Source organism: Bartonella sp. TT67HLJMS, from assembly GCF_042193375.1.
GTDB classification, from domain to species: Bacteria; Pseudomonadota; Alphaproteobacteria; order Rhizobiales; family Rhizobiaceae; genus Bartonella; species Bartonella grahamii.
On the sequence record NZ_JBHILP010000012.1, the window covers coordinates 32,211 to 45,905 of the forward strand.

A 13,695-nucleotide genomic window follows, 5' to 3' on the forward strand; every position below is an offset into this window, starting at 1 on the left:
TAATAATGCGTTAATCTCCTGAATACCGCCTACTCTGATGTGCTAAAAGAGCAAAAGCAATCATCGATATCAGATTATCCTGCATACATATAGAGCTCACTTCGATACAAAAGCTCCAAATTACCTTGCACTTCATATTTCTTTATCAATGCAACCAATTGCCGCAAATATTCTTCCCCATAGCAAGCAATAGCACGTTGCGCTTGCGTTGAAGAGCGGCTCATTCCAATAAAAGCTTCAGATGGGATCATCATCATCCAATTGTGCGTATGGAAAAAAATCTTTTCTGGACCTACCCCAAAGCCATCACTCATTTCCTGTAAAAAATCAAAATTACGATAATACCGAGAATAGTTCGGACTCATTTTCTCTAACAATGTCTCATAAGCCTCTAGAAATTCACTATGCTTGAAATCACGATTATTTTGAATAACAGCCATGACACCATTGACTCGAAGTTGATCTGAAACAGAACAAAGCAACTTAGGACGATCCATCCACTGAAACGCTTGCGCTGCAATGACAAGATCGACCTCACCAATTTGAGGCAATAGGTCTTCTGCACGGCCCTGATACCACTGCACCGTAGGAAGTTTTCTTCGCCCCTTCTTAATCATATCTGCCGATACATCGATAGCATGATATTGGTGCTCATTTCCTAAAAATTTAACAATTCCCTCTAATGCGATACCTGTCCCAGCTCCCACATCCACAATGGACAAATGCTTTTTGTTCTTAAAAGGATGGAGCATGGTTTTAAATAAAGTGAGAGGATAACGAGGACGATAACGATCATAATCATTAGCCAATCCATCAAACTTTTCACTTTGCCGTTGAACACTTTCTATCACAGGATTTTCCCCTCTTTCACAATTACTACCATACATAATTAAAAAACCATTTTTTATCCGATGTACTAAGAATAACTGCTACAGGAGGGAAAATAAGAACTGCCCTTACCTTCTATCTTTCCATAAGATTGATGCTTAAATTTTTCCCGTTTCCAATTATTATCTGCACGTTGTGAACCACAAAAAAATACTACAAAAATAATATAATTTTCTGTAATAATAATTGATATGAATATTATTGATCTTTTATAAGGTGACATCTATATTACCATTATCATTTTAATATCAACAAATCACTTAAGCGTGCCTAAAACGCAGAGAAATGTCGATTTATTGATAAATGTACCTGTTTATAAAATTCAAAATACTTTCCACCAAGAAGATAAACCCTATATAATACATAAAATATCTGTGGAGACATCTTTATGTTAAATGTACAAACTTCTTCAATGTTTAAAATATTAAAACAATTTTCAATCGTGATTTTTTTGGCATGGTTAGTCCCATTTTTAAGTGGGTGCGGATTCAATACGATACCAACAAATGAAGAAAAAGCACATGCAGCATGGAGTGAAGTGCTCAATCAATATCAACGTCGTACAGATCTCATCCCCAATCTTGTAGAAACAGTTAAAGCTTACGCAGCTCATGAACAAAGCGTTTTCACAAATGTAATTGAGGCACGTGCCAAAGCAACGCAAGTCAACATTAATGCAGATATGTTGAATAATCCAGAAGTTATGCAGCAATATCTCAAAAATCAAGCAAATTTATCAAGTGCCCTTTCGCGGCTTATGGCTGTTGTCGAAAACTATCCGGATCTTAAAGCAAACCAGAACTTTCTTGCTCTTCAATCACAATTAGAAGGAACAGAAAACCGAATTTCCGTTGCACGCCGCGATTATATTGAAACAGTACGTGCTTACAATACTGCTCTCAAAACAATGCCGACGATGATTTGGGCAAAGCTATGGTTTCGTGATGCTAAACCTATGCCTACTTTTACCATCGATACTGATAGCCAACAAACACCAAAGGTTAATTTTAATTAATGAAAATATTTCAACACTCTATACAACGTCGTATTTTTCTACGTTTATGGGTTCCTTTGAGTATTCTATATTTGATCATTGCATTGGGGAATGTCACTTACGCACACACTAAGTTTCCTCCCTTAACCGGCTATATCAACGATATGGCTCATTTACTTGATCATGCAACACAAAGAAATTTAACGGAAAAGCTAGCTACACTCGAAGAGAAAACAGGAGATCAAATCGTTCTTGTGACGCTCCCTACTCTTTCGGGCAATGATATAGAGACATACAGCAATTCTCTTTTTCGTACATGGAGATTAGGTCAAAAACAAATCAATAACGGCATATTAATCGTCATTGCACCAAATGAACGCAAAGCACGTATTGAGGTAGGCTACGGTCTGGAAGGAGAACTAACAGATGCCATTTCCTCTGTCATTATTAATAGCTTCATGATTCCTAATTTTCGTGAAGGAAATTATCAAAAAGGAATTGTCGAATCCGTTCACGCGATTATCAAAGTGATCACACAAAGTGATGCTGATTTTTCTTTTCGAATCAATCAAAAAGCTAAAGCTGTTGAAGAACAACGCAAACAAGCTGAAAAAGAAGAAATGATTATAAATACAATCACGTTTCTCATTCTCTTTATAGTCGTTGGTTTGCCCATTCTTGCTATGATTTTTGGTAAAAAAATAGGTCCACGAAAGTATCTTTGGCTGGGTATTGTCTTCACACCTTGGTTTTTAAACTTAAATGCGAGCGGTAGAGGTTCTGGTGGAATCTTTGGCGGACCTTCAGGGGGAGGAGGATTCAGAGGTGGTGGTGGATCATCAGGTGGTGGCGGTGCAACAGGAAGATGGTAAAACGAGCATAATGATTTTTTTAATAAAATTCATTGCACTTCTTATAAACTATCTCTTAATCCTGTTCTTTTTTTATTTTTCTGATTATAATACAAACTCAAACATCAAGATAAATATTACCAATGACATTTGAATTAAAACATACGGATCGTAATCACTTATCACATCATTTTAATGCAATTCTAGGAAATCCACCCGTTGAATGGAAGATAAGTAATCATCTAGTTGAGTATCCTGAAGCTCTGCGTTATATGCAAGAACGTGTAGAAAAAATTCTTGCAAAAACCGCGCATGAACAAGTTTGGCTTCTTGAACACCCTTCCCTTTATACAGCAGGGACGAGTGCAAATAAAAAAGATCTTTTGGCGCCTAATTTATTCCCTGTTTATGAAGCAGGACGTGGAGGTGAATTTACATATCACGGTCCAGGACAGCGTATTGCTTATATCATGCTTGATCTTAAACGCCGAAAACAAGACATTCGTGCTTTCATTAGTGCATTAGAAGAATGGATCATACAGATGCTTGCAAACTTTAATATTAAAGGCGAACGCAGAGAAGATCGCGTTGGTGTCTGGGTTAAACAGTCTCATTGCCCATCAAAACAAAATGATCTTTCTTCCGAAGATAAAATTGCAGCTATTGGCATTCGAGTGCGCAAATGGATAAGTTTTCATGGAGTTTCTATCAATGTTAATCCTAATTTAGCCCATTATTCAGGAATTGTTCCTTGTGGAATTAAAAACCACGGTGTAACAAGCTTTCTGGATCTAGGTTACCCTGTAACAATGCATGATATTGATATTGCTCTCAAACACGCCTTTGAACAAATTTTCGGTCCAACAATTGATGTTTCCTAAGTGCATTGATTTTTAAATAAAAAACAGGCATAAAATTACTTTAATAAATATTTTATTTTATGAGGTAGATAGTTAAACGCTATGAGCGATAACAAAAAGGATCTTTTTAGTGTTTTAAATAAAGCCCAATCTCGGGTAAATACAAAAGAAAACACTCTGCAGTCTCCAATGAAATCAAAAGCGATGATTTCAAAAAAAAGTGCAAAAGATACGCAAGAAGATGACTATAATGCCCTCTCTATTCGAGTACTTGAGGGTTTAGAGCCCGTACGTTTACGCCCTGGAATGTATATTGGTGGAACAGACAGTAAAGCGCTTCATCATTTATTTGCCGAAATTATTGATAACGCGATGGATGAAGCTGTTGCGGGTTATGCAGATTTTATTGAGGTCTCATTAGATAGGAACGGTTATATAACCGTTACAGATAATGGACGTGGTATTCCTGTCGAAAATCATCCTCAAATGCCTGAGAAATCTACTCTTGAAGTTATTATGACACAACTCCACTCAGGGGGGAAATTTGATGGAAAAGCTTATCAAACTGCAGGTGGACTTCATGGAGTAGGAATTTCTGTTGTCAATGCTCTTTCTGATGATATGGAAGTTGAAGTTGCACGAGAACGAAAACTTTACCGCCAACGTTTCTCACGCGGTATTCCTCAATCTGGATTGGAAGATCTGGGAGATGTTTATAATCGTCGTGGTACGCGCGTTCGTTTTCATCCTGATCGTGAAATTTTTGGTGAAAAAGCAGCTTTTGATCCAGAAAAAATCTATAAGATGGCATGCTCCAAAGCTTATCTTTTTGGTGGCGTAAAAATTCGCTGGACTTGTGATCCCGTCATACTTGAAGGCGCAAAAAATATTCCTGAAAAAGCTGTTTTTCATTTCCCCAATGGGCTTAAAGACTATTTACTCTCGTCACTAAAAGATGAATATCGAGTAACATCAGAAGTTTTTTCTGGCAAAACACAACAAAATAATGGCCATGGCTCGGTTGAATGGGCTATCGCGTGGCATGGTGGTGATTCTTGTGTGCAATCTTACTGCAATACGATTCCTACAGGAGAAGGCGGAACACACGAAATAGGATTACGTCAAGCTCTTTTGCGTGGATTGAAATCCTACGCTGAATTAATAGGAAACAAGCGCGCAACAATTATTACGTCTGACGATATTATGATTTCAACAGCCGCAATACTTTCAGTCTTTATCAGTAACCCTGAATTTGTTGGACAAACAAAAGATCGATTAGCGACCATTGAAGCACAGCGTATCGTTGAGAATGCAATCCGCGATCCTTTTGATCATTGGTTAGCAAATTCCCCGCAAGAAGCAACAAAACTTCTCGATTGGGTTATTGAACGTGCTGAAGAACGTGTTAAACGACGCCAAGATAGAGAAATAAGTCGAAAAACTGCTGTCCGTAAATTACGTCTGCCCGGTAAACTTGCAGATTGTAGCCAGAACCATGCTGTGGGTGCTGAACTATTCATTGTTGAAGGGGATTCAGCAGGAGGATCTGCTAAACAAGCAAGAAATAGAGCAAACCAAGCAATTTTACCTCTTCGTGGTAAAATCTTAAATGTCGCCAGTGCTGCACATGAAAAAATGAACTCAAGCCAAACAATTAGCGATCTTATCCTTGCTCTTGGATGTGGAACACGCTCCAAGTATCGTGAAAAAGATCTCAGATATGAACGTATTATCATCATGACAGATGCTGATGTTGATGGTGCTCATATTGCGTCACTGCTCATTACCTTCTTCTTTCAAGAAATGCCTGACCTTATTCATCAGGGACATTTATATCTCGCCGTCCCTCCCCTTTATAGAATATCGCAAGGAGGAAAAGTTGCTTATGCTCGTGACGACATTCACAAGGATGAATTACTCAAAACTGAATTTACTGGAAAAGCTAAAATCGAAATCGGGCGTTTTAAAGGGCTGGGTGAAATGCGCGCGGAACAACTTAAAGAAACGACTATGCATCCTCAAAAACGTACATTGCTTCGTGTTTCTATTGATGCCGTGGAAATGCAAGAAACGAAAAAGACTGTAGAAAGTCTCATGGGAACAAAACCAGAAGCACGATTTCGTTTCATACAAGAAAATTCTACTTTTGCTTCTAATCTAGACATCTAATGTAAAAAATATCCCTTTCAAACCACTGCGGCTGCGTCAATCACACGCAGTTGCGGATTGGTCGTTCCATTCCAATAATTCAAACTAAGATGACCAGCTAAATGAATCATTTCACCAATATTTTCAAAAAGAAAATCACCAAGAGATGTCCCTACAGCACGAAAAGCTATTCCTTGCAGTTTTTTTCCTTCAACATTAGATACAATGAGACGAAGATGTCCTTTACCAACTTCAGATAGATTCACCAATCGATGAGAGGGAAGAACAAAAACAGGTGTTGCATTCCCTGTCCCAAATGGCCCTGCTTTTTCAAGCAACTCAAACAGTGCTTCATTAACACCAGAAGCAGAAAGAGAACCATCTATACTAAGAGACTTTTTAGCATGCAACTCAGAAACCCTTAAAGAAACTTTCTCTTCTAACCATTTTCGAAAGATTTCAATTTTTGTTGATTGAATTGTAATTCCTGCGGCCATACTATGTCCCCCTCCCTTTTCTAATAAATTTAATGTAACAGCTTCACGAACGAGTGCTCCTAAATCTATACCATTAATTGAGCGTCCCGACCCTACGCCATTTCCATCTTCTTTCAAAGCAATAGCAAAAACAGGACAAAAAAAACGCTCTTTGAGACGGGAAGCAAGAATACCAATAATTCCCGGATGCCATTCTTTATGAGAAATTACAAGTGACAAGGGTATTTCTTGATCTTGATAAAGAGAAGCAATGTAAGATTCCGCTTGTGCTAATTGAATGTTCTCCATTTCTTGGCGTTCTTGATTAAGCTGATCTAATTGTTCTGCTATTCTGTCCGCTTCATCTTTATTCTCACAGCTAAGCAAACGTGCTCCCAAAGCTTGATCACCAATGCGCCCTCCTGCATTAATTCTAGGACCTAACAAAAAACCTAAATGAAAACTATTAAGTGGCTCCCCTATTCGTGCAACCTTTGTTAAAGCTGTTATTCCTGGATTATGCATAGAACGAGCAACTTGAAGCCCTTTTATCACAAAAGCACGGTTAACCCCCTGTAATGGAACGACATCACATATGGTTGCCAATGCAACAAGATCAAGCATACTTAAAAGATCAGGCAGCTGCCCTTGGAATTGTTTTTTCCGCAGCAAATGATGAACCCAAGCTAAGGTAACAAAAACAACGCCCGCTGCACATAAATGCCCCTGTTTAGAAAAATCATCAGGACGATTAGGATTGACAAGAGCAACGGCTTCTTGATGAATCTCTGACATTTGATGATGATCTAAAATCACAACATCAGCACCAGCAAGCCTCGCTGCTTTTACCGCATCTGGACTGTTTGCGCCACAATCAACAGTGATAATTAACCGAGCACCTTCTTGCACAAGCATCCTCATTGCTTGTTCATTCGGACCATAGCCTTCAACAATACGATCAGGAATATAAATTTTGACTTCAATACCAAAATAACGAAAAAAACGCGCTATGAGTGCTGAAGAACAAGCACCATCAACATCATAATCACCAAAAACAGCAACCTGTTCTTGATTGAGAAGAGCCTTAACAATACGCTCTGCAGCGCATTGCATATCCCTAAAACTTTCTGGATCAGGCATAAGCGTACGTAATGTTGGATTAATAAAAGCAACAGCCTCAGCTTCATCCACATCTCTTGCTGAAAGTACTCGAGCTAACTGATCTGGAAAACCAAATTTTTGAGAAATAGCGCGCGCATTATTTATCCCTTGAACATCAAGGGCATCTAACCAAGCTTGACCACAAGCAGAAGATTCAACATTGAGAAAATAACGAGACCACTGCATTATTGTTTATTTTATAATGAAGAAAGATAAAATACAATCATGCGGTAAAGATAAAATAGTCTTTTGCAACATTCATTTTAAGTTTAAATTGTCCACAAACTTCTTTTAATGAGGTATTATAATACCATTCTAATAACATATTGTTTTATAAAGTTTTTATTTTCTCTTGACGTCAATCAAAAGACATTATATCAGAGCAAGTAGTATGCGTTAAATATTTCGCTATGGTAACAATTTTCAACGCAAAACAGTAAAAATTCCCTTAATATTAAAAGGGTTCTAATAAAGGATACTTCTATGGCAACTTTTTCACAAAAGCCAACTGAAGTGGTGAAAAAATGGGTTATTATTGACGCAGAAAACCTTGTTTTAGGTCGTCTTGCCACATTTGTTGCTAACCGCTTACGTGGCAAACATAAAGCTACATTTACTCCACATGTTGATGATGGTGACAACGTTATTGTCATTAATGCAGATAAAATAGCTCTCACTGGCAAAAAATATACGGATAAAAAATATTATTGGCATACCGGCTATATTGGTGGAATCAAACAACGTACAGCACGTCAACTTCTTGAGGGGCGTTTTCCCGAACGCGTTATTGAAAAAGCGGTAGAGCGCATGATTCCTCGTGGTCCCCTTGGTCGCCGTCAATTGAAGAATCTACGTGTTTACGCTGGAAGCCAACATCCACATGAAGCACAACAGCCTGAATCTCTTGACGTTGGTGCTTTAAACCGCAAAAACAAAAGGATTGCTTGATTATGGCTGAAATTAATTCTCTTTCTGAGCTTAGCATAGTAACAAGTATTACAGAAACACATGAAAATGTTGTTCCTGTCCACGTGCAAAAGCTTGATTCACAAGGACGTGCTTATGCAACAGGAAAGCGTAAAGACGCTGTTGCACGCGTATGGATTAAACCAGGTTCTGGAAAAATCACGATCAACAATAAGGAATTTGACAAATATTTTGCTCGTCCTGTTCTTAGAATGATTCTTCGTCAACCAATTGTTGCAACAAACAGGGATACCCAGTTTGATATTATTGCAACCGTTGCTGGTGGGGGGCTTTCCGGACAAGCCGGTGCAGTGCGCCATGGCATTTCCAAAGCTTTAACCTATTACGAACCAGAACTTCGCTCAATCTTAAAAAAAGGTGGTTTTCTTACTCGTGATAGCCGTGTCGTTGAACGTAAGAAATACGGTAAAGCAAAAGCACGTCGTTCTTTCCAGTTCTCAAAGCGTTAATTTCATTTTTTGTACAATGCATAAAGCCTCGGACAAAAACGGGGCTTTTTTTAACTGCTAAAACAGATTTTTAGTAGAGAAAAATTTACACCGGTTAGAAGAAAACAAGAATGCAAAACAACCGATTCTCCTTAGACAAGAGCTAAAAAATAGATCAAAAAATTCAAAAGCTCAGTTTCAATTTTTAAAAACTTGTATTTTTTTAATAGACATATCCACGTGCTAGAATACAAAATATCTGTAATATAACTTTAGTTATCTCATAAGCTTTTCAATGTCTTTTTCTATCATTACTTAACAAGCTTCAATCCAAGAAATGCTTTACCATTGTGATAAAATGCGGGACAGAAATAGGTTTTGACATATATTCTTCACATCCACTTGCACGAATTCGTTCTTCATCCCCTTTCATAGCAAAGGCTGTTACGGCAACAACGGGAATCGATCTTAGTTCTTCATCTTCTTTTAATTGTTTAATAACATCTATTCCAGAGACCTCTGGCAACTGGATATCCACAAGGATAAGAGATGGCATTGATGAACGCGCCAAATCTAATGCCATAAGACCATTCCGCGTTTCAATGGTTTCATAGCCACTCGCTTCTACGAGATCACGGAATAGCTTCATATTAAGCTCATTATCTTCCACGATCATGACTTTTTTTGACATTAGTACAACTTCCACCCTTCTTAGACAAAATAGAAATGAATCTACATTCTCTTTGCTTAAAATAAAATGATAAAAAAAATTGTAAACCACAAAGAGACTAGAAGCTTCTAATAAAAGCTTTTTACGCAAACATTTATAATACTCATCACTATGCTTTTTCATTTCATAAAAATGAAATCCACAAATAGTCGTCAGATTGTGTTACCGTATATTTTTTGAGTTGATATGCAAAGTTTATGGATATCTCAATTAATGCATTCGCATTTTCATCATAAAAAATATCAGCCACAAACTTAGCTCAAATACGTATTTTAAAGAGGAAAAAATTTAAGTAGTCTTTAAAATAGCTGATTAGTTAAATTCAATGTGCCATAGATTACCATCCCCCAAACAATATCTTAAGAATAAACTTATCAATATTATTAAGAGTAAAATATAAATAAACCGTGATTAAATATCACGGTTTATTTAAATAAAATATTCAACAACAGAATAATTCAAGGTTCATCAAATAAAATATCTTTTAATTAAAAGCCCATGCACTATGAGCAAGAGCATCGAATGTTTTTCCACCTGTCGTTCTGCTAGGACTCGGTGGCTTTCTAGTAAAGAAATATACAAGATATGCGATTAAACCAAAAATCGCTGCCTCCATCCCCATTAAACCCGCGACTTTTTGGACATTTTTCTCAGCCCCTTGTCCTCCAAATTGGCTAATAATCATATCAACAGCTTTAATAACTCTATTTTCCTGTGTCATTACAGAAATGAAACCAGCATTTTGAAATCTACCATTTAAAGAATCGGCATTGGCTCCTAAAACCTGTGAAAAGAAAATAGCGACTGCAACCACACATACCATACAATGCTTAAATATTTTCATCATAACCACCTATTACAATGTTTAATAAAATAAATTTTTCTTTACCACCCCCTCTAAATAGAAAACACTACATCATCTATCGATAAAGTATATTTATCTTCTTATTAATAAAAAATATAATACAAAACTTTAATTAATAATTTTATTTTAATTATTATTTTTATATTATATTACATTTACAATATACCCGTTACATATTTATCTTAAGTTTGTCAATTATTTTATTTGTGTTTTTATATTATACAATTTAATGCTAAAATGTATTAAATTAGAATTATTTTATTGTTTTTATTATAATTTTAGCTTTATTATCATAAATATTATTATGGTATTACAGTATAAAAATATTAATGTGTTGTTTTTTAGTTACACATATTGTTTTTATTTTTTGTATATTACAGTAAGATAAATATTTTTAAAATTTACAGAAAACAAAAAAAATAATTTATTGAAATATTCTGATAAAATTATTTTGCATTATTATAAATTGAGAAGAAATAGCTGTCCCAGTAAAAAAATTAGCGTAAACTCCAGCTTAGCTCTTTGATTGAAAAAGCTAAATCAGATACAATAAGAGATAACTTTTGGTGAACACGCCAAATCTAATGCCATAAGGACATTACACATTTTGACGATTTCACAGCCTCTCGTTTCTACAAGAACGCGGAATAATTTTAATAAAGTTCTTTAATAAAGTTCATTGTCTTCCACGATTATAACTTTCTGACTTTTATATCATCCCCCTAATCCATTAAATTTACGAATTGTTTTCTTATAACTTATGAAAGTCATGGCAATAAAAAGAAAAGTACTCAACAGAAGATATCCAATATTCCATTCATTTTTACCAAATAACAGTGAAACGGGCAAAGAAGCAGAAAAAGCCATAGGAAGCATAAACAAAAACCATTTTACGATGCTTAAAGGATAAATGCCTATTGGTACAAATGACAGCTCGTAAATCATTTCATGAAAATATTCGACAGGCATCTTACGGCTAATAATAAATGTTACAAAATTAAACATCATGAAAAAACAAATATTGACGATAAAAACACAAAATATTGCAACAATAAAAGAGATCCATCTGAGCTTAAAATCGGATATATTCGGTAATGATACAAATAAATAGGCACTAACATAAAGAACAAAGAGCTTGATCAGATTAAGTGGTTTACACCAACCAAACAACATCAACAACCAGATTGAAACAGGCTTTATAAAGTATGGCTCGATTTTACCATCCGCTACTTTTTCAAAAAATGTTTCAATAGAATTAGTAAAAATATTCAAAAATATTCCAAGTAAAACAAATACAACAAAGATAAAATGAATTTCATCTGTGCTATAGTTACCGATCTTTCCTGAAAAAGAAGATATTCTATCAATAAATATGAATTGAATAAAATAATAGCATAGAGAAAGAATAAACTCCCCAGCCAAATTCTTACCATAAACAATCTGTCGGCGGATATTCAGACTGATAAAATGAAGGATTATTTTCATCTCAACCACCCGCTCCATTATATGCTTTCATTCCTTTATTCCAAGCAATATAAATTAAGAATAAAAGACACAAAATATAAGTAAAACTTCCGAAAATAAACTGCTGAAACAACGCTAAATTTTGCGTCGCGAAAAACTCGGCAGGAGCTGATATCATGAAACGATAAGGATTAAATTGCATAAGCGGAATAAGCCACACCGGCCAAAAAGATGGTGGTAAAAGAACACCCCCAAGAAGCGCTGAACTGAGAATACTGAAAGAGAGTAATATATTGTACTCAATCACCCAAAAGCTTAATAAGGCAATTCCAAAAGAGATTAAAAAACAAAGCAATTGTGATAGAATAACAATGAGAAAAAAGAATAGAAAAGCGATGACCAATCCTAGAATATTTTCATAGGATGAAACAAGCTTAACAACAAAAAGAGCCAATAACGGGATGCTATATAATACACTCTCCCCTAAAAAAGTAAAAAGCATTTGTGTCATATAACTGAAGGGCTTTGTAAGATATACTTCTAATTGACCTTCTTTAACATGATGAGAGAAAAACTTAATCACATTATAACCATTATTTAAGCGTCCTAGGACTAAAGCAAAAGCATAATAATACATCATATCATGAAAGCTAAAGCCATTTATGGTGTTGCCCATATCAGAGAAAAGTGCATTCCATAATAGAAGTTGAATAACAAATGGCGAAAGTGTTCCAATGATAATGTCGGTAAAAAACATTACTCTATCACTTAGAACAGTGAGTAATCCATTCTTGGCAAAAAGAAACATACCAAAGCAGTGGTTAGATAAATTCTTTAAATTTAACACGGAGCATCTCTTCAAGCGAGGGAGTGGATACAGAGAACGTACAGTTCAGTTCGGTTGTAATTTCGCGTACAAAACGCGCAAAATCCTCACGGGGCAGCGAAACCTCCAGCGAGCATTCTTCAGCGTTAAAGTGCTTATCCTTTAAAGAAGTAGATGATTTCAACGCAATCTCATCAATTTTTTCTACAACAGTTGAAGGTGTAGCTACGTGTTCACAAAAAAGTGTCATTCTCACCAAAGAAGGAATGACATTTTTAAGCGCATGAAGATTGCCATGAAACTGTTTCTTTCCCTTATGCAAGAGAATAATATCATCGACGTATCCATCAATATCTCCCATATCATGACTTGTGATGATATACCCTGTGCCGCGCTCCCTTTTCAGTTTTTTAAGAAGCTCCCTGATTTCATGCTTAGATGTAATATCAAGACCAATACTTGGCTCGTCGAGAAACAGTAATTTAGGTCTAAAGGAGAGATTAAATGCCAATTCACTTTTCACTCTCTCACCCAGACTAAGCATCCGCACTGGCTTATCCATAATATGCTCAAGACCCAGCAACTCTGTAATCTCTTTAAGATCACGGGTAAAAGAAGCGCGTTCAAGACCATATAATGGTTGAACCATATCCAGACTGTAGCGTAAGGGCAAATCCCACCATAAACAATTCTTATGACCAAAGACCACACCCAAAGACTTGAATAGATCTTTCTTCGCTTTATAAGGATCAACACCAAGGACTTTAACACATCCATCATCAGCATATTGTATACCGGAAAGTATTTTAATCAGTGTCGATTTACCCGCTCCGTTAGGGCCAAGAATCGCTAACGATTGCCCTGAAAAGAGGGTGAAACTCATATCTTTTAACACATGATGATTTGTATAAGCCGGCTTGAAGAGAGAAAAAACCTTGTTTTTAAAACCAATTCCTCTGTCAATGTTGCGATATATTTTTGAGACGTTATTAACGTCAATCAATAATGATCCCATCC

The 13,695-nt window shown here is 36.1% G+C and carries 13 protein-coding genes; 6 read left to right on the forward strand and 7 right to left on the reverse strand.

Translation table 11 applies throughout. The features are described 5' to 3' along the window. Nucleotides 1–74 precede the first annotated feature (74 nt). The gene (locus ACFIJQ_RS07435; RefSeq protein ID WP_375629544.1) at nucleotides 75–887 is read right to left on the reverse strand and encodes a class I SAM-dependent methyltransferase; all 813 of its coding nucleotides are present in this window, start codon (nucleotides 885–887) and stop codon (nucleotides 75–77) included. Nucleotides 888–1,276: 389 nt separating this feature from the next. Between ACFIJQ_RS07435 and ACFIJQ_RS07440 the strand changes: the two genes are divergently transcribed. The 4 genes from ACFIJQ_RS07440 to parE all read left to right on the forward strand — a co-directional run bounded on the left by ACFIJQ_RS07440 (nucleotide 1,277) and on the right by parE (nucleotide 5,762). Further along, nucleotides 1,277–1,903, forward strand: coding sequence for a LemA family protein (locus tag ACFIJQ_RS07440; protein ID WP_015856539.1), 627 nt, complete (start codon nucleotides 1,277–1,279; stop codon nucleotides 1,901–1,903). Further along, nucleotides 1,903–2,754: a YgcG family protein gene (locus ACFIJQ_RS07445; protein WP_273788274.1), complete on the forward strand. Its 852-nt coding sequence runs from the start codon at nucleotides 1,903–1,905 to the stop codon at nucleotides 2,752–2,754. The genes ACFIJQ_RS07440 and ACFIJQ_RS07445 overlap by 1 nt, the downstream gene beginning before the upstream one ends. A gap of 122 nt (nucleotides 2,755–2,876) precedes the next feature. Next, nucleotides 2,877–3,614, forward strand: coding sequence for a lipoyl(octanoyl) transferase LipB (gene lipB, locus ACFIJQ_RS07450; RefSeq protein ID WP_015856541.1), 738 nt, complete (start codon nucleotides 2,877–2,879; stop codon nucleotides 3,612–3,614). Between the two features lie 81 nt (nucleotides 3,615–3,695). Further along, nucleotides 3,696–5,762, forward strand: a complete 2,067-nt coding sequence (gene parE / locus ACFIJQ_RS07455) for a DNA topoisomerase IV subunit B (protein WP_273788273.1) — start codon at nucleotides 3,696–3,698, stop codon at nucleotides 5,760–5,762. A gap of 17 nt (nucleotides 5,763–5,779) precedes the next feature. Here parE and recJ read toward each other — a convergent pair whose 3' ends face one another. Continuing rightward, nucleotides 5,780–7,564, reverse strand: coding sequence for a single-stranded-DNA-specific exonuclease RecJ (gene recJ / locus ACFIJQ_RS07460; protein ID WP_375629549.1), 1,785 nt, complete (start codon nucleotides 7,562–7,564; stop codon nucleotides 5,780–5,782). A gap of 297 nt (nucleotides 7,565–7,861) precedes the next feature. Between recJ and rplM the strand changes: the two genes are divergently transcribed. Together rplM and rpsI are read left to right on the forward strand one after the other, a co-directional pair. Next, the gene (rplM, locus tag ACFIJQ_RS07465) at nucleotides 7,862–8,326 is read left to right on the forward strand and encodes a 50S ribosomal protein L13 (protein ID WP_015856544.1); all 465 of its coding nucleotides are present in this window, start codon (nucleotides 7,862–7,864) and stop codon (nucleotides 8,324–8,326) included. 2 nt (nucleotides 8,327–8,328) lie between these two features. Next, nucleotides 8,329–8,814, forward strand: a complete 486-nt coding sequence (rpsI, locus tag ACFIJQ_RS07470; RefSeq protein WP_015856545.1) for a 30S ribosomal protein S9 — start codon at nucleotides 8,329–8,331, stop codon at nucleotides 8,812–8,814. 304 nt (nucleotides 8,815–9,118) lie between these two features. On the opposite strand, the gene ACFIJQ_RS07475 is transcribed toward rpsI, so the two are convergent. The 5 genes from ACFIJQ_RS07475 to ACFIJQ_RS07495 form a co-directional block, all read right to left on the reverse strand. Continuing rightward, entirely contained in the window at nucleotides 9,119–9,484 is a 366-nt protein-coding gene (locus ACFIJQ_RS07475) for a response regulator (RefSeq protein WP_015856546.1), read from the reverse strand. Nucleotides 9,485–10,007: 523 nt separating this feature from the next. Next, nucleotides 10,008–10,367: a hypothetical protein gene (locus tag ACFIJQ_RS07480; RefSeq protein WP_273788271.1), complete on the reverse strand. Its 360-nt coding sequence runs from the start codon at nucleotides 10,365–10,367 to the stop codon at nucleotides 10,008–10,010. Between the two features lie 735 nt (nucleotides 10,368–11,102). After that, complete coding sequence (locus tag ACFIJQ_RS07485) at nucleotides 11,103–11,891, reverse strand: ABC-2 family transporter protein (protein WP_273788270.1); 789 nt, start codon at nucleotides 11,889–11,891, stop codon at nucleotides 11,103–11,105. Then, a complete protein-coding gene (locus ACFIJQ_RS07490; protein ID WP_375629553.1) occupies nucleotides 11,875–12,699 on the reverse strand; it encodes an ABC-2 family transporter protein in 825 nt (274 codons plus the stop codon). Before ACFIJQ_RS07490 ends, ACFIJQ_RS07485 begins: the two co-directional genes overlap by 17 nt. After that, nucleotides 12,674–13,693 carry an ATP-binding cassette domain-containing protein gene (locus ACFIJQ_RS07495; RefSeq protein WP_375629555.1) on the reverse strand — a complete coding sequence of 340 codons (1,020 nt, stop codon included), beginning with the start codon at nucleotides 13,691–13,693 and terminating at the stop codon, nucleotides 12,674–12,676. Before ACFIJQ_RS07495 ends, ACFIJQ_RS07490 begins: the two co-directional genes overlap by 26 nt. Nucleotides 13,694–13,695 lie beyond the last annotated feature (2 nt).